The 20,979-nt window shown below is 67.4% G+C and carries 23 protein-coding genes; 7 read left to right on the forward strand and 16 right to left on the reverse strand.

Features of this window, described 5'->3' with window-relative positions; translation table 11 throughout:
• The 4 genes from ACZ50Q_RS27415 to lipA all read right to left on the reverse strand — a co-directional run bounded on the left by ACZ50Q_RS27415 (nt 1) and on the right by lipA (nt 4,320).
• Entirely contained in the window at nt 1-1,821 is a 1,821-nt protein-coding gene (locus ACZ50Q_RS27415) for a DUF2142 domain-containing protein (RefSeq protein WP_464080085.1), read from the reverse strand.
• Between the two features lie 8 nt (nt 1,822-1,829).
• Entirely contained in the window at nt 1,830-2,168 is a 339-nt protein-coding gene (locus ACZ50Q_RS27420) for an EamA family transporter (RefSeq protein ID WP_076518404.1), read from the reverse strand.
• On the reverse strand, nt 2,165-3,169 hold the full coding sequence (locus ACZ50Q_RS27425) for a glycosyltransferase (RefSeq protein WP_076518403.1): 1,005 nt from the start codon (nt 3,167-3,169) through the stop codon (nt 2,165-2,167). Before ACZ50Q_RS27425 ends, ACZ50Q_RS27420 begins: the two co-directional genes overlap by 4 nt.
• 146 nt (nt 3,170-3,315) lie before the next feature.
• Complete coding sequence (gene lipA / locus ACZ50Q_RS27430) at nt 3,316-4,320, reverse strand: lipoyl synthase (protein ID WP_076518402.1); 1,005 nt, start codon at nt 4,318-4,320, stop codon at nt 3,316-3,318.
• A gap of 162 nt (nt 4,321-4,482) precedes the next feature.
• On the opposite strand from lipA, the gene ACZ50Q_RS27435 reads away from it, so the two are divergent.
• Nucleotides 4,483-5,295 (forward strand): substrate-binding domain-containing protein, encoded by an 813-nt coding sequence (locus tag ACZ50Q_RS27435; RefSeq protein WP_464080086.1) that lies wholly within the window; start codon nt 4,483-4,485, stop codon nt 5,293-5,295.
• Nucleotides 5,296-5,301: 6 nt separating this feature from the next.
• Here the strand turns inward: ACZ50Q_RS27435 and ACZ50Q_RS27440 are convergent, their stop codons facing one another.
• From ACZ50Q_RS27440 to ACZ50Q_RS27485, 10 genes are all read right to left on the reverse strand, one after another.
• Nucleotides 5,302-6,030 (reverse strand): tetratricopeptide repeat protein, encoded by a 729-nt coding sequence (locus ACZ50Q_RS27440; RefSeq protein ID WP_464082044.1) that lies wholly within the window; start codon nt 6,028-6,030, stop codon nt 5,302-5,304.
• Nucleotides 6,027-6,665 carry a lipoyl(octanoyl) transferase LipB gene (gene lipB / locus ACZ50Q_RS27445; RefSeq protein ID WP_092579430.1) on the reverse strand — a complete coding sequence of 213 codons (639 nt, stop codon included), beginning with the start codon at nt 6,663-6,665 and terminating at the stop codon, nt 6,027-6,029. Before lipB ends, ACZ50Q_RS27440 begins: the two co-directional genes overlap by 4 nt.
• Nucleotides 6,666-6,677: 12 nt before the next feature.
• Nucleotides 6,678-6,950, reverse strand: coding sequence for a YbeD family protein (locus ACZ50Q_RS27450; protein WP_076518397.1), 273 nt, complete (start codon nt 6,948-6,950; stop codon nt 6,678-6,680).
• Between the two features lie 111 nt (nt 6,951-7,061).
• On the reverse strand, nt 7,062-7,928 hold the full coding sequence (locus ACZ50Q_RS27455) for a D-amino acid aminotransferase (protein WP_464080087.1): 867 nt from the start codon (nt 7,926-7,928) through the stop codon (nt 7,062-7,064).
• 132 nt (nt 7,929-8,060) lie between these two features.
• The gene (locus ACZ50Q_RS27460) at nt 8,061-9,323 is read right to left on the reverse strand and encodes a D-alanyl-D-alanine carboxypeptidase family protein (RefSeq protein ID WP_464080088.1); all 1,263 of its coding nucleotides are present in this window, start codon (nt 9,321-9,323) and stop codon (nt 8,061-8,063) included.
• Nucleotides 9,324-9,475: 152 nt separating this feature from the next.
• On the reverse strand, nt 9,476-10,129 hold the full coding sequence (locus ACZ50Q_RS27465) for an alpha/beta hydrolase (RefSeq protein WP_076518395.1): 654 nt from the start codon (nt 10,127-10,129) through the stop codon (nt 9,476-9,478).
• A gap of 41 nt (nt 10,130-10,170) precedes the next feature.
• Complete coding sequence (locus ACZ50Q_RS27470; RefSeq protein ID WP_464080089.1) at nt 10,171-10,776, reverse strand: ABC-type transport auxiliary lipoprotein family protein; 606 nt, start codon at nt 10,774-10,776, stop codon at nt 10,171-10,173.
• 5 nt (nt 10,777-10,781) lie between these two features.
• Nucleotides 10,782-11,729: an MlaD family protein gene (locus ACZ50Q_RS27475; RefSeq protein ID WP_175493151.1), complete on the reverse strand. Its 948-nt coding sequence runs from the start codon at nt 11,727-11,729 to the stop codon at nt 10,782-10,784.
• Entirely contained in the window at nt 11,716-12,555 is an 840-nt protein-coding gene (locus ACZ50Q_RS27480) for an ABC transporter ATP-binding protein (RefSeq protein ID WP_092579440.1), read from the reverse strand. Before ACZ50Q_RS27480 ends, ACZ50Q_RS27475 begins: the two co-directional genes overlap by 14 nt.
• Nucleotides 12,555-13,685, reverse strand: coding sequence for an MlaE family ABC transporter permease (locus ACZ50Q_RS27485; protein ID WP_076518391.1), 1,131 nt, complete (start codon nt 13,683-13,685; stop codon nt 12,555-12,557). The genes ACZ50Q_RS27480 and ACZ50Q_RS27485 overlap by 1 nt, the downstream gene beginning before the upstream one ends.
• A 93-nt stretch (nt 13,686-13,778) precedes the next feature.
• Here ACZ50Q_RS27485 and ACZ50Q_RS27490 point away from each other — a divergent pair, with 93 nt between their 5' ends.
• The 6 genes from ACZ50Q_RS27490 to ACZ50Q_RS27515 all read left to right on the forward strand — a co-directional run bounded on the left by ACZ50Q_RS27490 (nt 13,779) and on the right by ACZ50Q_RS27515 (nt 18,573).
• Nucleotides 13,779-14,630: a biotin--[acetyl-CoA-carboxylase] ligase gene (locus tag ACZ50Q_RS27490; RefSeq protein ID WP_076518390.1), complete on the forward strand. Its 852-nt coding sequence runs from the start codon at nt 13,779-13,781 to the stop codon at nt 14,628-14,630.
• Entirely contained in the window at nt 14,627-15,433 is an 807-nt protein-coding gene (locus ACZ50Q_RS27495) for a type III pantothenate kinase (RefSeq protein WP_092579446.1), read from the forward strand. The genes ACZ50Q_RS27490 and ACZ50Q_RS27495 overlap by 4 nt, the downstream gene beginning before the upstream one ends.
• Before the next feature lie 12 nt (nt 15,434-15,445).
• Entirely contained in the window at nt 15,446-15,610 is a 165-nt protein-coding gene (locus tag ACZ50Q_RS27500) for a hypothetical protein (protein ID WP_464080090.1), read from the forward strand.
• 164 nt (nt 15,611-15,774) lie between these two features.
• Nucleotides 15,775-17,142, forward strand: a complete 1,368-nt coding sequence (locus tag ACZ50Q_RS27505) for a hypothetical protein (RefSeq protein ID WP_464080091.1) — start codon at nt 15,775-15,777, stop codon at nt 17,140-17,142.
• Nucleotides 17,143-17,210: 68 nt separating this feature from the next.
• Nucleotides 17,211-18,179 carry a glycosyltransferase family 2 protein gene (locus tag ACZ50Q_RS27510; RefSeq protein WP_464080092.1) on the forward strand — a complete coding sequence of 323 codons (969 nt, stop codon included), beginning with the start codon at nt 17,211-17,213 and terminating at the stop codon, nt 18,177-18,179.
• The gene (locus ACZ50Q_RS27515; protein WP_464080093.1) at nt 18,172-18,573 is read left to right on the forward strand and encodes a GtrA family protein; all 402 of its coding nucleotides are present in this window, start codon (nt 18,172-18,174) and stop codon (nt 18,571-18,573) included. The genes ACZ50Q_RS27510 and ACZ50Q_RS27515 overlap by 8 nt, the downstream gene beginning before the upstream one ends.
• A 10-nt stretch (nt 18,574-18,583) precedes the next feature.
• On the opposite strand, the gene ACZ50Q_RS27520 is transcribed toward ACZ50Q_RS27515, so the two are convergent.
• Together ACZ50Q_RS27520 and waaC are read right to left on the reverse strand one after the other, a co-directional pair.
• On the reverse strand, nt 18,584-19,915 hold the full coding sequence (locus ACZ50Q_RS27520) for a 3-deoxy-D-manno-octulosonic acid transferase (RefSeq protein ID WP_464080094.1): 1,332 nt from the start codon (nt 19,913-19,915) through the stop codon (nt 18,584-18,586).
• Between the two features lies 1 nt (nt 19,916).
• Entirely contained in the window at nt 19,917-20,954 is a 1,038-nt protein-coding gene (gene waaC, locus ACZ50Q_RS27525; protein ID WP_464080095.1) for a lipopolysaccharide heptosyltransferase I, read from the reverse strand.
• Nucleotides 20,955-20,979 lie beyond the last annotated feature (25 nt).

The following is a 20,979-nucleotide window of genomic DNA, read 5'->3' on the forward strand; positions in this document are numbered from 1 at the left end:
TCACCGCAAATTGGGAACCGGGCAGCCTTCCGTGAACTGCGACGTCCCGTCGGCGTACAGATACACCATGCAGGTCGACGACGCGCCGCCCGTGGCGGGCGTGGCCTGCCAGGCGCTGACGCCGCCGCCCGTCACCGAGACGATCTTGCCGGCGACATAGCTGCCCTTGGGCACGTCGAGCAATGCGTATTCATTGTCCTTGAGCGCCGGCAGGTCGATGGGCACCCGGACGGTTGCGCCGTCGGGCGTGGACAACTGGAGTTCCGCGGCGCCGCGGTTGGTGCGCATGTGGGTGCCGAAGTTGATGCCCAGGCGGGTGATCTCGCGCTGGTGCGCAAGGTAGCGCGGGCTCATGGCGACCGTGATCGGATTGTCCGGCGAAAGCGGCGGCGTGGGGCTGACGGACACCGACGCCGACTCGATGGGCGCGAAGGACTGATAGTAGCGGCCCAGCATCAGCGAGACCGTCGCCGTGACGGACAGGTACGCCAGGGCGGCCAGCACGACGGCCGCGCCCTTCCTCGCCACGCCTTCAAAGGCGCCCTTGCCCGCCGCGATGGCGTAGGCCAGCAGGATCATCGGCAGCGTGAAATACCGCCCCTGCACGCCCAGGATCACGTCAGCCGGATGCTTGTTCCACGTCACCAGCAGCGCAAAAAAGGTCATGAGCACGGAGGCCACGGCGCAGAACAGCAGCATGGCGCGCGGCGGCCATTCCGTCCGCAGCCGCCGCAGCGACAGCGACAGCACGCCGATGACGGCCAGCGCCGCCAACGCCAGCCGGTACACCTCCGGCCTGAAGCTCGCGTCCAACCAGCCGAGCACCCCGACGAAGGACGACATGTAGAAGCCCATGAGATCCGGCCGGTCCAGCGTCGCGTGCAGCACGCGCAGGAAGGCAAAGGGATGCTTCAGGTAGTGCAGGGCGACCTCGGACGTGCTCGCCCCCACCAGGACGCGCTTGTCGACGGTGCTGCCGATGGCGTGGAGCAGCCAGGCCGCGATGATGACGATCGACAGCGCGAACAGGACGTAGGCGGATCTGCGGCGCACATGGAAGCAGGCCATGCCGAGCAACAGCAGCGCCGGCAGCATATGGATGCGGCTTCCGATCAGGACGACCAGCACCAGCGCCAGGACCGGCGTCAGCCACGCGGCCGCGGCGCGGCGATCGTGGGCGATGCGCAGGAACAGGGACACCGCCAGCACCGTCAGCGCCATCGACAGGCCGTCGATGGTGGCCGAGGCAAACTGGAAAAGGCTCATCGGCAGGATGAGCAGCGCCAGGACCACGGGGTTCGCTGGATAGATGGCGAACGCGGCCCACAGCAGCGCCGCGCAGCTCAGGATGGTGAGCAGCACGGCAAGGTCGTAGGAATTGCCGATGGTCAGGCCGGCGGCCTCGCCGATGGCCAGCCCCAGCGCCTGCGGCACGTAGATGGCGGGCAGGTAATAGCCGGTTCCCGGCGCGGCGCTGAATTCGCGCTGTCCGGTCCAGCGGGCGGCCTCGGCGGCGTAGTTCTCTTCCAGCGACAGCTTGCGGTGCGGCCGGTAGGGAAGCACGCCGTAGGCCTTGAAATACGTCATCAGGCCAGTGTCGACCAGGCCGCCAGATCCCTGCTCTTCGAAGCTCTGCAGCGTGAAGACGCCCTTGCCCAGCAGGTAGGCCCGCTTAACGTGATCGAACTCGTCCGGCGACTGCATCGACGGGATGAGCTTGGCCATCGTGATGCACACCAGCACGAACAGGGCGACCAGCCACCGCCGGCTGCAGCGCCCTGCGTGCAGATCCTGGATCAGGGACAAATCGGTTCGGTCCATTCCCATGATCAGGAGCGGACCGCGATCACGATGCCCGCGGCGATCAACGCGACGCCGACGAAATATTGCGGATTGAAGCGTTCGCCCAGGAAATAGTAGCTACCGATGGGCACCAGCACGAACGCCATCGCCATCAGCGGGTACACCCGGCCCAGTTCCGCCTTCTGCAAGACCCAGACCCACGCGATCGTGGTCAGGCCATACAGCGCGAAAGCGGAGAACAGCAAGGTGAGCGTGCCCAGGTCGAAGAAGCTGCCTGTCCTGTGCAGCGACTGCGCGCTGAGCTTGAAAAGAATCTGCCCGACGGCAATGCCGATCACGCAGATGATGGCGACGAGGTAAGTCATTGGACATCCACCGGTTTTCTGTTTTTCTTCATCAGGCTCCTCACGCGCCGGTGAAAAGGCCGCTTGGGCACGGACGCAATGTCGTACCCGATGAACGCAAGAATGAACTGCACGCCCAGGATGATGGGCAGGGCCGCCAGCATGACCGTGCCGGCCGGGGTAGCCACGCCGGCATGCGCCGACGAGCTCCACTGCACCAGCCCGTAACCGAGGCCCCAGGCCAGCATGGCCACGCCCAGCGGCAGTTCCAGCGAGGCCAGCGACATGTCGCGCAGGTAGTAGTTGTAGAACACGCGCTTCCAGAAATTGCGCACGTGCTTGGCGGCAAACTCGCCGATGATCTTCGAGATCTTCAGGTTGCTGACTTCGTCGCCGTACTTGGCGTCCATGGGGATGTCGACCACCACGGCGCGCAGGATGTTCAGGCGGAACAGCATGTCCGTCTCGAAGAAATAGCGGTTGCTGATCTTGTCGAAGGGCAGGTGCTTGGCCACGTCCCGGTGAATGGCGGTGTAGCCATTGGTGGGATCGAACACATCCCAATAGCCCGAGGACACCTTGGTCATGAAGGAGAGCGCGGCGTTGCCGAAGGAGCGGATCCTGGGCATGTCGCGGATCTTCTCCAGGTCGAAGAACCGGTTGCCCTTGGTGTAATCAGCCTCGCCGGCCTGGATGGGCAGGACGAACTCGGAGATCAGCGCGGGATCCATCTGGCCGTCGCCGTCGATCTTGACGATGACCTCCACGCCTTCCTCCAGGGCCGCGCGATAGCCCCGCATCACGGCCCCGCCCACGCCCCGGTTGACCTCGTTGCGGACCACCTTGACGCGCGGGTCGGTGCAATGCTGCGCCACGAAGTCGCCGGAGCCTTCCGGGCAGCAGTCGTCGACCACATAGATGCGTCCGACTTCGGGCCCGATGCTGTCGATGACGCCCAGAATGTGCGCGCACACCTTGTAGCTCGGTATGACAACGGCTATCTGGGGAACCGGACTTTGCATATCCACTCTGGGTCGCGCCTCGTTGATAGGTTCATGTTGCGCGGCGGCGTCCGCACGCGCGCCAAACGACACGCCGGAACTCGGGTTCCGGCGCGTTCATGGGCAAGGGTGCGAAACCCCTGCCCGCCAGGCTGTCCTGCGTGGGATCAATTCACCCCAGCCGCATGCGCCTGTTCATCCGCATGGTACGAAGACCGCACCATCGCGCCCACCGCCGCATGCGAGAACCCCATGGCATACGCCTCGCGTTCGAACATTGCGAAGGTGTCCGGGTGCACGTAGCGCAGCACCGGCAAATGATGCTCCGACGGCTGCAGGTACTGGCCGATGGTGATCATGTCGACGTTGTGCTCGCGCATGTCGCGCATCACCTGCAGGATTTCTTCGTCGGTCTCGCCCAGGCCCAGCATGAGGCCGGACTTGGTGGGCACTTCCGGATGCAGCTTCTTGAACTCGGCCAGCAGCTTCAATGAGTGCATGTAGTCCGAACCCGGACGCGCCTGCTTGTACAGGCGCGGCACGGTTTCCAGGTTGTGGTTCATGACGTCAGGGGGGCCGGCGTTCAGGATGGTCAGCGCGCGGTCCAGGCGGCCGCGGAAGTCGGGCACCAGCACCTCGATGCGCGTGGTGGGGGACAGCTCGCGGATATGGGTGATGCAATCCACGAAGTGGCCGGCGCCGCCATCGCGCAGGTCGTCGCGGTCGACCGAGGTGATCACCACGTACGACAGCTTCATGGCGGCAATGGTGCGCGCCAGGTTCTCGGGTTCTTTGGTGTCCAGGGGGTCGGGCCGGCCGTGGCCCACGTCACAGAACGGGCAGCGGCGGGTGCACTTGTCGCCCATGATCATAAAGGTGGCCGTGCCCTTGCCGAAGCATTCGCCGATGTTCGGGCAGGACGCCTCTTCGCAGACCGTGTGCAGGTTGTGCTCGCGCAGGATGCGCTTGATGTCGTAGAAGCGCGAACCGGGCGCGGCGGCCTTCACGCGGATCCATTCGGGCTTCTTCAGGCGTTCGGCCGGAATGATCTTGATGGGGATGCGCGCCGTCTTGGCCTGCGATTTCTGCTTTTGCGTCGGATCGTAGACCGCGTCCGCGGGCGCGGCGGCGGATTCGTTCGAGGGCACAGGAGACTCGGCGAGCGTAGACATGGGACACCTTCATGACCGGCGCGCAGGACGGCCGGGTCTGGGAGAAAAAGGGCATTTTACCCTTCGCGGCCCGATCCGCCGCCCGATTGCCCGCCCGATCGCCCCCCCGGCAGCCCGCGGGCCTGGGTTATCGTCTGGCCTGGCGTATTTCCCGACTTTTCCATGCCCGCCCTGCCCTCGCCCGCCCCCGTCGCCGTGATTGCCCCCCGTCTGGATGCCGGCCCGGCCGCCCGCGCCCTCCAGGCCTGCGGCGAACGGCTCGCTCCCGCCGGCTATTTCCTGGCGGCGGCGCCCTGGCAGGACGCCGGGACGCTGCCCCTGCTGGAGGCCTTGCGCCCCGCCGCGGCCCTGGTCATCGGGCCGCTGGAGGACGCCGCGCTGCGCGCCGCGCTCACCGCGATGGAGATTCCGGTCGTCGAGACCTGGAGCGCGTCCCCGCAGACGCTGGACAGCGCCGTGGCGATCGACAACGCCGAGGCCGGCCGCCTGGCCGCCCGGCACTTGGCCGACAAGCGCCACCCCAGGGTCGCCTGCGTCAGCGCTGACAATCCGTGGGAACGCGCCCGGCGCGAGGGCTTCATCCACGGCGCCGCCGCGCTGGGACTGGAACTGGTCGCGGACATCGTGCAGCCCGAGGTCCAGCACATGAACGACGGCCGCATGGCCTTTTTGCGCCTGCTGGCCACCAATACGATCTTCGATGCCGTGTTCTGCACGTCCGACCTGCTGGCCGCCGCCGCCGTGTCGGAGGCCCACAATCGCGACCTGCATGTGCCGCAGGACCTGGCGGTGCTGGGATTCACGGACGACGGCAGCGCCGTGCAATGGGTGCAGGGGCTGACGACGCTGGGCGTGGACGCCGCCGACCTGGGCCGGCGCGCGGGTCAGTTGCTGCTGGACCGGCTGGACGGCGAGCGCGGCCCTGGCCAGCGCGACATGCTGGAAGTGGTGTTCGAGGCCCGGCTGAGCACCTGAGCCGCGCTACGCGCCGGTCTCATACAGCGCCGGAAAGCCGCAGTCCTGCAGCATGCCGTTGGCTTCCTTCAGGAAGGCCGGCGTGGCGGTTTCGGGCACGCGGACGAGCCATTGGACGGCTTCTTCCTTTTTGCCTTGCAGGAGCAGCAGGCGGCCCAGGTGGAACATGCCCCGAAAGTCGCCGCCTTCGGCGCAGCGCTGGTAGCAGTCGAACGCGCGCGCCATGTCCTGCGGGATCACGTCGCCCGCCTCGTAGTAGCGGCCGACCACACCGATGGACTTCACGTGGCCCGCCTGCGCGGCCTGCTGGTACAGGGCCAGCGCCGCGGCGGGGTTCTGCGTGACGCCGCCGCGCCCGCTGCGCAGCATGTGGGCATAGTTGTACAGGCCCCAGTCGAGCCCCGCATCGGCGGCCCGGCGAAACCAGTACGCCGCGACGGTGTCGTCGGCCGGCACGCCCCATCCGTTTTCGTAGCAGCGTCCCACCATGTTGATGGCCATGGGGTGATCGGCATGGGCGGCGCGCTTGAACCACGCCAGTCCCTCCGCGGGCTGGCGTTCGACGCCCATGCCGTCCAGCAGCATCTGCCCGTAGATCGTCTGGGCCTCGGTCAGCCCCAATTCGGCCGCGGTGCGGATCCACGCGGCGTATTCCTCGGGCGGGCCGGATTCGCGCAGGCGCGCGAGCTGTTCGGGCGTGGTGGCGGCGACCTCGGCCGCGGTGTAGGTCTTCAATTCGGGTTCCTTCGACGACGCCATGCCTGCGCCAGGTTCTGGGCCAGCGCGTCGCCCGCCTCGGTGGGCGAGCAGCGCGCGCCACAGGCCGCCATGTCGACGGTGCGCAGCCCTTCGTAGCCGCAGGGGTTGATGCCGAGGAATGGCGCAAGATCCATCTCGACGTTCAGCGACACGCCGTGATAAGCCCTGCCATTGCGGATCTTGATGCCCAGGGCCGCGATCTTGGCGAGTTCGCCGCCGGCGGGGTCGGGCACGTAGACGCCGGGCGCGCCCGGCTTGCGACAGGCGCCGCTCACGCCGAACCGAGCCAGCGTGTCGATGACGGCGGATTCCAGCAAGGCGACGTATTCCTTGACGTACATGTCGGCGCGGCGCAGGTCGAACAGCGCATAGGCCATGACCTGGCCTGGGCCGTGGTAGGTCACCTGGCCGCCTCGGTCGCAATGGACGATGGGGATGTTGCCGGGGTTGAGCACATGCTGGGGCAGGCCGGCCTGGCCCAGCGTATAGACCGGCGTGTGCTCGCACAGCCAGATCTCATCCGGCGTGTCGGCGTCGCGCTGGCTGGTGTAGGCCTGCATGTCCTGCCAGACCGGCAGGTAGTCCACCGGCCGCGCGAGCCACTTGATCACGGCGATCTTGCCTTACAGGACGATGGACACCATGGGGTGGCCATGCAGCGCCCGATACAGGGCGTCGAGCTGCTCGCGGGAGGTCGCGCGCACGGTGAAGGTCAGTCCCAGGTAGTTGCCCCCCTTGCTGGGGCGCATTTCCACGGTCGCGGCGTCGAATCCCGGATCGAACTGCAGCACGACCTCGGTCAGCGTCTGCGCGAATTCGGGATGATGCTTGCCCATGACCTTGATGGGAAAGTCGCTGGGATATTCGATCAAAGAATCTTCGGGCGGAATGTGCATGATGTGCCTAAAAAGAGTTGCCCCTGAATGTTCTTATATGGGGGCAAGCGGCGCGCCGGCAAGGGCCGGCGGGCGCCGGGCGGGCGGCCCCGGGGCCGCCCCGCGCCGGGACTACAGCGCGGCGATGCGGGCATCATAACCCGCACGCAATTGCTCAAAAACAGGGCCGGGCTTGCCGGTTCCCACGGGTTTGCCGTCCAGCGAGACGATGGCCAGCACTTCCTTGGTGGCGGACGACAGCATCAGTTCGTCGGCCTGCTCCACCTCTTGCTGCGAGATGCGGCGTGCTTCGAACGGGATGCCGGCCTCGGCGGCCAGTTCACCCATCAGCCCGTAGCGGATGCCCTCGAGGATCAGGTTGTTCTTGGGCGGGGCCAGCAGCTTGCCGCCCGAGACGACCCAGATATTGGTGGAGGAACCTTCGGTCAGGTAGCCGTCGCGGAACTGCAGGACTTCGTCGACGTGGGCGTCCACCGCCTGCTGCTTGGCCAGCACATTGCCCAGCAGCGACACGGACTTGATTTCGCAATGCAGCCAGCGCTCGTCGGGGATGCTGATCGCGGACAGGCCCTGGGCGCGCTGCGCGGCCGCCGGCGGCGACCAGGCCGAGATCATGCCGAACACCGTCGGGGGCACGGCGGGCGACGGGAACTGGTGGTCGCGCTTGGCCACGCCGCGGGTCACCTGCAGGTACACGATGCAGGTTTCCAGGTTGGAACGGTCCAGCAATTGCTGGATCAGGTCGATCCACCCGCTGCGGTCGAACGGCTGCGCGATGCGCAAGGCGGCCAGGCTGCGGTCGAGACGGTCGAGGTGTTCGGCCATGCGGAATGCATTGCCTTGGTACACGGGGACGACTTCGTAGATGCCGTCGCCGAAAATGAAGCCGCGGTCCAGGACGGAGACCTTGGCCTCGTCCACGCGCAGGAATTCACCGTTGAGATACACCTGGCTTTCGCCCGGCACGCCCGGAATCATGAGGCACTCCTGAATTTGAAATGGAACAGGGACGAGCCGCCCGGCCCGCCCCCGAAGAATGCAAAACGGGCGTTTCGCGCACGAAACGCCCGCTGCTAGCTTACACCCGCGGCAGGGGCCGCGGTGCCAGATTTACTGGAACCAGCGCTTGACGGTATCGACCATGCGGCCGAAGAAGCCGGCGCGCTCGACGGCGTCCTGCACCACCAGCGGTTCGGTGCGCAGCACCTTGCCGTCCAGCGTGAATTGCAGCGTGCCGACCTGCTGGCCCTTGGCCAGCGGCGCAATCAGCGGATCGGTGCGCTGCGCGACCGGCTTGAGTTCGCCGGCCTTGCCGCGCGGCACGGCGATGGAGACGGGGTTGGGCGGGCCGAGCTTGACGTTTTCGGCGGTGCCTTCCCAGACGCGGGCGTCGATGCCGGGCTGGCTCTTGTCGAACAGCTTGACCGTGTCGAAGTTCTGGAAGCTCCAGTTCAGGAGCTTCAGGCTTTCTTCGGCGCGCGTGGCTTCGCTGTCGGTGCCCACCACGACCACGAGGATGCGGCGGTCGCCGCGCACGGCCGTCGACACCAGGCAGTAGCCGGCCGATTCGGTGTGGCCGGTCTTCATGCCGTCGACCGAGGGATCGGCCCACAGCAGGCGGTTGCGGTTGGGCTGCGTGATCTTGTTGTACGTGTAGCTTTTCTGCTTGTAGTAGTGGAAGTAGTCCGGGTGATCGGTGATCAGGTGGGCGGACATCGTGGCGAGGTCGCGCACGGACGTCATGTGCTGCGGGTCGGGCAGGCCGGTGGCGTTCATGAAGTGCGTGTTCTTCATGCCCAGGCGCTCGGCCTCCTGGTTCATCAGGGCGGCGAAGGCGGACTCGCTGCCGCCCACGGCCTCGGCCAGCGCCACGGACGCATCGTTGCCGGACTGCACGATCATGCCCTGGTTCAGTTCGTCCACGGTGACCGGCTTGCGCGGCTCGATGAACATGCGCGAACCGCCGGTGCGCCAGGCGTGTTCGGACACCGGGACCGTCTGTTCCAGCGTCAGGCGCTTTTCTTCCAGCGCGTTGAAGACCACATAGGCCGTCATGATCTTGGTGAGCGAAGCCGGCTCGACCTTCATGTCGGGATTGGAAGCGGCCAGCGTCTGGCCGCTGTTCACATCGACGACGATCCAGGCCTTGGCCGCGATCGTGGGCGCCGGGACGGCCGACACGTCGCCGACAGGGATCGCGCCCGCAGGCGTGGGGGCCGGGGCCGTCGCGGCCGGCGCGGCGGCGGGAGCGGTGGGCGCCTGCTGCGCCCAAGCCGGCATGGAGGCCGCCAGCATCGCCGACAACACGGCGCCTGAAACGAGGCGGCGGGTAAAGACAACGGGGGATTGAGCGGAGTGAGGCAATTTCTTCATCGGCAACGTGGGTCCAGGAATGACGCCCGCCGGCGCGGGGCAAGTGGCTGACAATTATAGGCAGTCGATCAGACCCATCCCGGCCACGCGGGGTTCCCCGCGCGCCTAAAACATGCAACCTGATGCAACCTGCGGCGTGCCGCGCGGACCGTTCAGTCCAGCGCGACCTTCAGGCGAGCCTGCACCAATTGGCGCAGCACGAGCAGCTTTCCGTGAAAGAAGTGCGAGGCGCCCGGCACCACCACGACAGGGATCGAGCGCGGACGCGCCCAGTCCATGGCCTCGGACAGCGGCACCACCTCGTCCTCTTCGCCGTGCACCATGAGCGTGTCGTCGGGGACTTGCACTTCGTGCGACTGAAAGCGGTTGACGGCAGGGCCCATGAGCATCAGGGCCGATGGCAGGACGGGCTCGCCCTGCTCGGCCAGCGCGGCGTAAGTCTGCGCCGCCACGGCCGTGCCGAACGAAAAGCCCGCGAGCACCCAAGGCGCCTGCGCCAGTTCGGGATGGCGTTCACGCATCTGCGCCACGACGGCCAGCATGTCCTGGGTTTCGCCCACGGATTTGTCGAACTCGCCTTCGGACTGGCCCACGCCACGGAAGTTGGGCCGCACCGCCACCAGCCCGTGCTGCACGCACGCGCGCGACAGCGTCGTGACCACCTTGTTCTCGCGCGCGCCGCCCTGCAACGGATGCGGATGCAGCACCAGCGCCCATCCGCGCGGCGATCCGGCGGGCCAGTCGATGGCGCAGTCGATGCGGCCGGCGGCGCCGACGAAAGCGTGGGTTTCAGTGCGTGCGGACATGGCGTGACTCAGCGTGCGGAAAAAGGAACGATGTTAACCGCTCATCTCGTGCGGGGCGCCTGCGCCGGCGCCCCCAGCGTGGCGCCGAGCCATTGCGCGAGCTGGTCGCTGGCCTGGTCGGTGGCCTCGCGCAGGGCCGCGACGCCGCCTTCGGCGTCCTGTGTGGGCGCGGGCGCCGTCACCAGGATGCGCTTCTGGTCCACCACGGCGCGTCCATTCAGCAGCACGGCCTGCAACAGGATGCGCCCCTGGCTGGACTGCCCGTCTTCGGTGAAGACCTGTTCGAACTGCGCCAGCGATAGCTGCAACTGCGGCGTCTGCAAGGTGACGCGATCATTGAGCACCGGGCCCTGGCGCGACAGACGGTCAACGATGCGCTGGCGCACCAGGTCGGCGGGCGACGCGGCCCAGCGATACGTCGCGTAGGACCGCGGCGCGGCGCTGTCGCCCACGCGCCAGATCATGCCGGTGTCCGACAGGCCGGGCGCGGACTGGAACGTCAGCGCAATCGGGTCGCGCGCCGGCAAGGCGGGCACGGGCCTGGCGTCCAGCCCCAGGTCGAACACCTTGGGCGGCGCGTCGACGCGGCCGATACCGCAGCCCGCCAGGGTCAGGGTCAGGATAAGGAGGGCGCTGCGCATCTTCATTTCGGCTATCTCCCGAATCCGGCAAAGCCGGGTTCGCCGGGTCCCGGCGCCATGGGCGCGGGACCAAACAGGAACGATTGCGGCGTGCTGTCCACACGGCGCAGGGTATTGGTGGCGCCGCGCGCGGCCGCGCCGACGTCCGTCGCCATGCCGGTGATCGCCGGCAGGGTCTCGCCATCCAGGCGCGCGGCGGCCAGGGCGATGTCGTTGAGGCTGCGCGTGGCCACAGCCAGCGGGCCGTCCGGCGCATTCAGGCGCGCCAGCGACTGGCGGGCCTGCTGGGCCAGGTCGCCGATTTCGCGGGCGGCGCGGTCGGCCTGGCGCGAGGTGCGGTCCAGCGACTCCATGAGCGGCCCGAGCTTGGCCAGCGTCGGCGTCAGGGTGCGGCTGGCCTCTTTCAGGGATTGCGAGATATCGGTGGCGTTCTGCAGGCTGGCGGTGAGCGCCTGCACGTTCTGTTCGCTGAGCACGCGCTTCAATTGCTCGGTGGCGACCTCGACGTTGGAAATCAGCTTGTCGCCGCGCTGCTCCACGCGGTCCAGGAAGCCGGGCCGCAGCGGAATGGCGGCCGGATTCTCGGCGGTGGAGGTCAGGCGCTTGAGCGAGGAGCCGTCGTCGCGCAGATCCACGTTGGCCATGCCGGTCACCCCCTGCACGCCCAGTTCGGCCCACGTCGATTCGGTGATCGGCGTATTGGGAGCCACGCCGATGCGGATGCGCACCTGGCCCGGCTTGTTGGGATTGAGCGCGAGCGACTGCACCCGGCCCACGGGCACCCCCTGGTAGCGCACGGCCGATTGCGGATTCAGGCCGCTGACGGCCGTGGCCGAGATGATCTCGTATGGCTGCAACTGCGTCCGGTCGCGGCCGATCAGGATGGCCGTCAATACCGCTGCGGCCAGCAGGACCAGCGTGAAGATGCCGGCCATGAGCGCATGACTACGGTTTTCCATGTTGCATTCCCTTCGGTGCCAAGTCCCCCAGCGCGCGCAGGCCGCGCTCGCCCAGGAAGAACGTATGAATGAACGGGTGATCGAACTTCAGCACTTCAGGCACCGTGTCGCAAATGATCACCCGCTTTTCCGCCAGCACCGCGACGCGCGTGGCCAGCGCCAGCAGCGTGTCCAGGTCGTGCGTCACCATGACGACGGTAAAGCCGAGCTGCCGGTGCAGGCTGCGCACCAGGTCCACGAACTCGTCGGATCGCAGCGGATCGAGCCCGGCCGTGGGCTCGTCCAGGAACAGCAATTCCGGGTCCAGCGACAGCGCGCGCGCGAGCGCCACGCGCTTGACCATGCCGCCGGACAGGTCGGACGGGCGCTTGTCGGCGTCGCGCGACGACAGGCCCACCATGGCCAGCCGGCACATGACGACGTCGCGCACCAGGTCCTCGGGCACCGTGCGCAGTTCCCGCAGGGGCAAGGCCACATTGTCGAATACCGACAGCGCGGAGAAAAGCGCGCCGGCCTGGAACAGCATGCCCCACCGGTATGACAGCCGGCGGCGTTCGCCGGGCGTCAGTTCGGACAGCGTGTGGCCCAGCACCTTCACGGTGCCCGCCGCCGGCACGTCCAGCCCGATGATCTGGCGCAGCAGCACCGTCTTGCCCGTGCCCGAGCCGCCAACCAGCACCAGGATTTCTCCGGGGAACACGGTCAGGTCCAGGTTGTCGTGCACGACGTGGTCGCCGAAGGCGGTGCGCAGGCCCCGCACGGTGATGACCGGCTCGACGGTGACGCCTTCTTCGGTGAACAGCCGATTCTGGGTGGCGTTGTTCATCAGATGCCCACCGTGCTGAAGATGACCGCGTACACCGCGTCGAGCAGGATGACGCCGGTGATCGAGGTGACCACCGAGGTGGTGGTGCCGCGGCCCAGGCTCTCGGTGTTGGGCTGGATGCGCAGGCCGAAGTGGCAGGCGATGAGCGCGATCAGGATGCCGAAGGTCACGCCCTTGAGCATGCCGATCCAGTAATTGGTCAGGGTGATGGCGTCGGGCAGCGACTGCAGGAACCACTGCGCGGACACGCCAAGCTGCGCCTGCGCGGCCAGCATGCCGCCCAGCAGCGCCATGGCGCTGGTCCACAGCACCAGCAGGGGCATAGTGACCGCCAGCGCCACCACGCGCGGCAGGATCAGGCGCTGCCCGTGCGAGATGCCCATGACCAGCATGGCGTCCAGCTCCTGCGTGACCCGCATGACGCCGATCTGCGCCGTGATGGCCGAACCGGAGCGGCCCGCCACCAGGATGGCCGCCAGCACCGGGCCCAGTTCGCGCACGATGGATACGCCCAGCAGGCGCACGATGAAGCGGTCCGCGCCGAACATCTGGAGTTGCTGCGCAGACAGGTAGGACAGCACCACGCCGATCAGAAAACCCACCAGCGCGGTGATGCCCAGCGCCTGCGCGCCGGTGCGGTACACCTGCGCCGAGATCTCGCGCCACGGCCCCAGCCGCGGCCGGCGCAGCATCGCGCCCACGTCCAGCACCAGCTGGCCCAGCATGATGAGCAGGGCCTTGCCGTTTTCGGCCGCCCGCAGGATTCCGCCGCCCATGGCGCGCACCCACGCCCAGGTCTCGGGCCTGGGCGCCGCGGTCAGCGCCTCGCCCTTGTTCATCGCCAGGGCGTTGAAGACGTCCTGCTGTCCGGCGCCCCAGCGCACGCGCTCGGGCAGTTTCTCGCCCCAGGCCTGCCAGATGATCAGCGCGCCGATCGTATCCAGCCGGTCGATGCCGTGCATGTCCCAGCGCGCGCCGGCCTGGGCCGCCCGGCCCAGCGCCGCGCGCCGACGGTCGACCTCGCCCGGCTCGGCCAGCGCCAGCACGCTCCAGTCGCCGCCGACGTGGCAAACCCCGCCCTCGTGGCGAAAAGGCGCGGCGGCGGTCGCAAGCAAGGCGGAATGCGGCATGTCGTCCGGTTATCGATGCAAAATGTGTCGTCAATCATATACGCAGGGGCTGCGCGGCCGCGAGCGCGGCCCGCGTGCCCTACAATCGCCGCCATGCTCGACCAAGTCCGCCCCATCGACCTGCCCGCCCCGGAAATCCTCGCCCGGACGCTGGGCGACCGCCTGCCCGCCTTCCAGGACATCGCCTGGACCGCCAGCACCGGATCGACCAACGCCGACCTGCTTGCCCGCGCGCGGTCGGGGGCCGGGCCGGGCAAGCCATGGCTGCTGGGCACGCACCTGCAGGAAACCGGCCGCGGCCGCGCCGGCCGTCCCTGGCAGAACCGCTCGGGCTCCACGCTCATGTTCTCGTGCGCGTTCGACGTGCACCTGCCCGCCATGCAACTGGCGGCGCTGTCGCCGCTGGCCGGCGTGGCCGCGTGCGAAGCCCTGCGCGCCGTTGCCGGCCGCGATGCGCGCGCGCTGTGCATGAAATGGCCCAACGACGTGCAATGGCACGACGCCAAGCTGGCGGGCATCCTGGTCGAGACCACCCGCAACCCCGGCGGCCGCGACGCCGGCTACACCGTGGTGATCGGCATGGGCGTCAATCTCGTCGATGCCCCCGAACTGTCGCGCGCGCTGGGCCGCGAGGTCGCCGATTGGACCCAGGTGCAGGCCGCTTCCGCGCACGCCGCGGCCGCCGCCGACCTGGTCTGCGCCAGCGCCACGGCGTGGCACGACGCGGTGCGCACGCTCGAGCGCGAAGGCTTCGGCGCCTTCCGGCAGCGTTTCGACCAGGTGGACGCGCTGGCGGGCCGCAAGGTGAACGTGCTGGACAAGGACGCTATTCTTCTCAGCGGAACCGCCTGTGGCGTGGACGAGCAAGGCCGCCTGCTGGTGCAGACGCCCGAAGGCGCCACACCGATCTCGGTCGGTGAAATTTCGATTCGACGCCAAGCATGATTATTCTCATCGACTCCGGCAACAGCCGCCTCAAAGTGGGTTGGCTGGACGCCAGCAATCCGGACATGCCGCGCGAACCCGCGGTCGTCGCGTTCGACGGCCTGGACCTGGACGCGCTGGACAGCTGGGTGGCGGGCTTGCCTCAAGCGCCGCGGCGCGCGCTGGGCGTGAACGTGGCCGGCGCGGCGCGCGGCGATGCCATCGCGGCCATCCTGCAAAAACGCGGCTGCGCGGTGACGTGGTCGCCATCACAGGCCACGACGCTGGGCCTGGTCAACAGCTATCGCAACCCCACCCAGTTGGGCGCGGACCGCTGGGCCTCGCTGCTGGGCGTGCTGTCGCGCCTGCCGGGCACCCACCCGCCCTTCGTGCTGGCCAGCTTCGGCACCGCGACCACCATCGACACCGTCGGACCCGACAACGTCTTCGCGGGCGGCCTGATCCTGCCGGGCCCGGCCATGATGCGCACCTCGCTGGCCCATGGCACGGCCAACCTGCCCATCGCCAACGGCCAGGTCGTGCCCTACCCCACGGACACGCACGAGGCCATCGCATCCGGCATCGCCGCCGCCCAGGCCGGCGCCGTGGTGCGCCAATGGCTGGCGGGCCGCCAGCGCTACGGCCAGACCCCGCAGATCTACGCGGCCGGCGGCGGATGGCCCGAGGTCCACCAGGAGATCGAACGGTTGCTCGCCGACGCGGGCGGCGCCTTCGGCGCGGCGCCGGTGCCGGTCTACCTGGACCACCCCGTGCTCGACGGGCTGGCCGCCGTCGCGCGCGCCACGCTGACCCCTCATCCCTGACGCAGGCCCGGCATGCGCGTGCTATTGATCCTGATTCTGCTTGCGAACCTGGGCGTCTATGCGCTGGGACAGGGCTGGCTGGGCGCCAGGCCCGAAGACGAAGGCCGGGACCCAAGGCGCTTCAGCCAGGAATTGAATCCTGGCGCGGTCACGTTGACGCCCAAGCAGAACCCCTAAGATTGCTGTACGTTGCGTTGGAAAGCCCCGCCCGGAACGATCCGTGACGGTGCGCTTTTCTGCGCCTTATACGCGCCCTCTCCAAGCTTGCGCTCGCCCGAGGAGCCCACGGCCCGCGTGCCTGCGTTGCAGGGTCGCCAAGCAGGCCGCCATCAAGGAGTGAAATGAACCAAGCCACCCCGGTCAGCCAGGAGCAAGCTCCGCACATCCTGCTCGTGTACCTGTGCTACTTCCTGATTCTCGGCGCCTACGCCACCTTAGTGCACCAGCCCGCAGGACAGATCGACGCCTTTAACACTACCGCCCGCGACCTGCTCAAATTCGTTCCTTCCGATCCGGGCAGCTTTATCACGGGGGCCATGGACATCGCAGACAAGGGATGGATTGCGCCGAGCAACAACTGGATCATCAGTTTCTGGCCGCCCGGTTTCCTGCTGATCGAAGCGGGCCTGATCAAGGTAATGGGGCTGGATACCCCCCATTTCGTCTATGCCATCCAGTTACTGGCCTGTGCGGCGTGGGCCCTGGTCCTGTGCCAGTTCAATCGGACGCTGCGCGACTGGGTATCAGCGCCCCTCGCCTGGCTGTTGCCCCTGGCGCTCTTCGTCCCGCCCGTGGCGCGCTCATTCCTCCTGGAGCCCGGTCGCGTCATCTTCGGGGAAACGTTTTCCATCGCCTTCTTCTTTCTGGGCGTGCTGTATGCCCTGCAAGCGTTCGGCGCGATTCGTCCCCGAAAGCTCGCCATCCTGGCGGGCATGAGCCTGGGATTCGCCGCGTATTTTCGGTCGCAGTTCGAATTGTTTGTGCTCGGTTTGACGTTTTGGTTGCTGATAGCATGGCTCTGGCATCTGATGCGTCGCAAGCAGGAGCCGGCAAGCGCGCGCTGGATGGGCGTCGCGCTGGTCATCGTCCTTTCCGCTCACGTGCTGATGCTGCCGTGGCGTGTCTACCACCAGGTGACGATGGGCAGTCCCAAGTGGGTCTATACCGAGCAATTGTCTTTTTCCACGTCGGTAACGACCCGTGAGGAGTTGCTGAGCAAGGGAGGGGGATTCATTGTCGAGGGGGGCGGAGGCCTGACATGCCGCATCGACCCCAGCACGTGCGGACGGGTCGACGAGGCAGCCAAGCTGTTCATCCGTACGCTGCTGACGCATCCCATCCAGTGGCATGCGATGAAGTTCGGAATCATCGGTAAGTATTTCTTCGCCAGTCAGCAAGATATGGACCAGGCGGGATCACCGCGGAGCGTGACGGATTACGTCACGAACATTTACTTCCTGGCCTCGATCATCGGTGCCATCCTCTTGGGTATTGCGTTGGCGCGGCGGGGGTCGGTTTTCGCACCGTTGCTCAACTGGCTCAATGTCACCGTCCTATCGGCTTACTACCTCATATTCATGGTCCACCAGTATGAGGTCCGGTACTTTTATTTCGGCAAGCTGTACGCGACCCTGATGGCGCTCACCGGCTTGGTACTTTGGATAACGAACGACAAGCAGCACAGGAAGAAGTCAACACTTCGGAAATGACAAGCTCGACTCGACAAGATCCTGACTCATTCGACGCCGACGCTCGATCCGAGAGCGAGGGCCTTGAAGTGTCGATCGTCATTCCTGTGTATCGCAGCGAGACCATCGTGCCCAAGCTCGTGGCCAAAGTGGCCGACGCCATGCACACGCTGCACCTGTCCAACCGTTTCGAGCTGGTGCTGGTCAACGATTGCAGCCCGGACGACAGCTGGAAAGCCATTACCGACAACGCCCGCCTCCACCCCTTTGTCAAAGGCATTACATTGCGCAGGAATTTCGGCCAGCACAACGCCGTGATGGCCGGCCTGCATTACGCCAGGGGTCGCTATGTCATCCTGATGGACGATGACCTGCAGCACCCTCCGGAGTCCATCGGAAAACTGCTCGAAGCGCTGCGCAGCGGCTACGACGTCTGTTATACGAGGTATGTCGGTCGTCAACACGCGCTGTGGAAGCGGCTGGGCAGCAGGTTCAACGACATGGTCGCCACGTACGCGCTGCGCAAACCCAAGGGACTATACCTATCCTCTTTCAAGGGGCTGCGCCAGGAAGTGGTGCAGGAAGTGATCCGTTACGACGGGCCGTACGCGTACGTGGACGGGCTCATCCTGGACGTCACTGCGTCGATCACCTCGGTGGACATCGAACATCAGGCGCGGGCCGACGGGGAAGGCAACTACAACCTGCGGCTGTCGCTATCGCTGTGGCTCAAGATGCTGACCAGCTTTTCGATCCTACCCCTGCGCCTGGCCACGGGTATCGGCTTCTGCATGTCTGTTTTCAGCCTGATCATGATCCTGGTGATCACCGTCCAGGAGTTCCTGCATACGGACTATCCCAGAGGCTGGACCTCGCTCATTGCCACCATTCTGATGGTGGGCGGCATTCAAACTCTTTGCCTGGGCCTGATCGGCGAATACCTGGGCCGAGCGTATCTCAAGGTCAATCGCAAGCCGCAATTCGTCATCGCAGGCACGACGTTCGGTATGCCGCCGCAAAACCGTTCGAGCGCGAGCAACCCCGAGCATCATGTCTAGATTGAAGAACGAAGCGCATCGCCTGGCGAGATTTGCGCTGGGCGGTGGTTTGAACACCCTGGTCGGCTTTGGCGTCATCTTCGTCCTGATGGCCCTGGGCGTCTCGGCCGTCCTGGCAAACATCATCGGCTACACCGTCGGGTTCATTCAGAGCTTCTTCTTTTCCAAGAAGTTCGTGTTCCGCAGCGAGGGCGGGTTGGCCAGCGAGGGCGTCCGCTTTTTCTACACCTTCGCCGTCTGTTTTCTATTGAACCTGGCGATCCTGAAGATCCTGCTGGCCTACGACGTGAGACCGGTACTTGCGCAGCTGGCGGCGGCGGCCACCTACAGCGGCGCAATGTACGTGCTGTCGGCATGGCTGGTGTTCCGCCCCGGCCGCCACGACGAATCCTGAAGGGATCGCTTCAGCGCAACAGCCCGTCCAGCGCCTGCATCGTGCGCGCCGTGGCGCCGGCATGGCTGCGGAACCATCGCGCCGCCGCCGCGCCCATGGCCTCGCGCCGCGCCTCATCGGCCAGCAACGCCATGGCGGCGTCCACCGCCGCGCCTTCGCGCTCGGCGCGGCACGCCGCGCCCGCCGCGACGGCGTCCTCGGCAGCCTGCTTGAAGTTGAACGTGTGCGGCCCGACGATGACGGGCACGCCTGCGGCGCAGGCCTCGATGAGGTTCTGGCCGCCCAGCGGCGCAAAGCTGCCCGCCACGATCGCCACGTCCGACGCGGCGTAATAAAAGGCCATCTCGCCCAGCGTGTCGCCCAGCAGCACGGCGGCCTGCGGCGCGGGGGCCGTGCCCGCCGAGCGGCGCACGAACGCCAGCTTTGCGTCCGTCAGCAGCCGGGCCGCTTCGTCAAAGCGCTGGGGATGGCGCGGAATCAGCAGGAAGAGCGGCGCGTCCGGCGCGGCGGCGTGGCGCTTGATCGCGTCAAGGAACGGGGCATCCTCGCCCTCGCGGGTGCTGGCCACGGCGACGACACGCCGGCCCAGTTGGGCGCGCCACGCCCGTCCCGCCTGCACCTGCGCGGGCGGCAGGACGAGGTCGAACTTGAGATTGCCGGTCACCTGGGCCGGCGGCGCGCCCGCCTGGGCCAGCCGGCCGGCGTCCTCGGCGGTCTGCGCCAGCACGACGTCCAGCCCCGCCAGCGCCTCGCGCATCACGCCGCCCATCCTGCGCGCCTGCCGCAGGGACGACTCGGAATAACGGGCGCTGACCAGCGCCATCGGCACCCGCGCCTGGCGCGCCGCGGCCAGCAGATTGGGCCAGATCTCGCGCTCCATCAGCAGGCCGCAGCGCGGCCGGTGGGCCGCCATGAAGCGGCGCGTGGCGCCCGGAAAGTCGTACGGAAGCCAGGCCTGGCGCAATTGGCCGCGCGCGATGGCGTCCTGGAACAGGCGCTCGCCCTCGGCGCGGCCCGTGGCCGTCATGTGCGTCAGCAGCACCGGCAGGCCGCGTTCCAGCAGCGCGTTCAGGAGCGGCAGCGCGGCCCGGGTCTCGCCCAGGCTGACGGCATGCACCCAGACAGGCGCGGCGTAGGGCAACGCGGAAGGATTTTCCGAAGGAATCGGGGACGCAACTTGGGACGGCTGGGGAGACGGCTCGGACGACGGCCCAACACGGCCGAACCGCTCGGGAGAAAAGATATCCCAGCGCCCGCCCGCGCGCCGGGCGCGATGGGCCATCCACAGCCAGATCAGGGGCGCGAGGGCCCGGAGCGCGAGCGTATAGACGCCGCGGTTCATGTCACTGCGCGGCCAGCGCCTGCTCGACCGAGGCCATGACGGCCTCGCGCGACGGCGAGGCGCCGCGGTCGCCCAGGCTGGCGGTGTAGTTGGAGCCGACCAGGGGAGTGCGCACGGGCGTGGAGGCGCGGTAGATGCCGATGGTCGGGCGGCCCAGCGCGGCGGAAAGGTGCGTCAGGCCGCTGTCCAGTCCCACCATGAGGCGCGCGCCGGCCAGCAGCTTGGCCACCGCGGACAGATCCATGCGGGGCATGACCTCGGCGCCGTCCATGCCGGCCACCAGCAGGCGGGCGCGCTCGGCCTCCTGGTCATTGCCGGCAAGCAGCTTCAACATGCAGCCGGCCTCGCGCAGGCGGCGGAACACCGCGCGCCAGTCCTCTTCGGGCCACAGTTTGTCGTCGCGGCTGGCCGACGGCATGATCACCGCGTAGCCGCGGTCGGTGTCCAGGTGGTGCAGCCGGGGAAGTTCGGTGGTGTTCAGGCCGCCGCTGCCCACTTCCAGGACCGGCTCGGGCGCCTGCGTGGCCTGGCGGGCGAAGGACTGCAATCCGAAATCCGGCAGGCCGGCGTGCTGGTAGCCGAAGGTCAGCCCGGCCAGCTTGCGCTGGCGGATCACGGCGGGCTGCCAGAACTCGACGCGATGGCGCACGTTGTAGAACAGCGAGGCCAGGGGTTCGCGCGCCGACCGCCAGTCCAGGCCGTGCTTGACGCCCTGCGTCTGGCGCACCAGCCACGCCGATTTCAGCAGGGCCTGCATGTCCAGGACGACGTCGTAGCGCACGGCGCGCAGGCGCTCGCGCAGCGCGCGGCGCTCGGCCCGCACCTGCGCGGACCACCAGGACTTGCGCCAGCGGCGGTGCGCGACCTTGATGATTTCATTGACGGCGGGATGCCACGAGGGGATCTCGGCAAACGCCTCTTCGACGACCCAGTCGATCTGTGCGTCTGGCACATGCCGGGCGATATCCGTGATCGCCGGCAGCATGTGGACGAGGTCGCCCAAAGAGGACGTGCGAACAATGAGAATTCGTGTGGGCATGGGCAAGGATTGGTGCTTGGAGCCG

It is taken from the genome of Achromobacter sp. T5-5 (assembly GCF_055397965.1).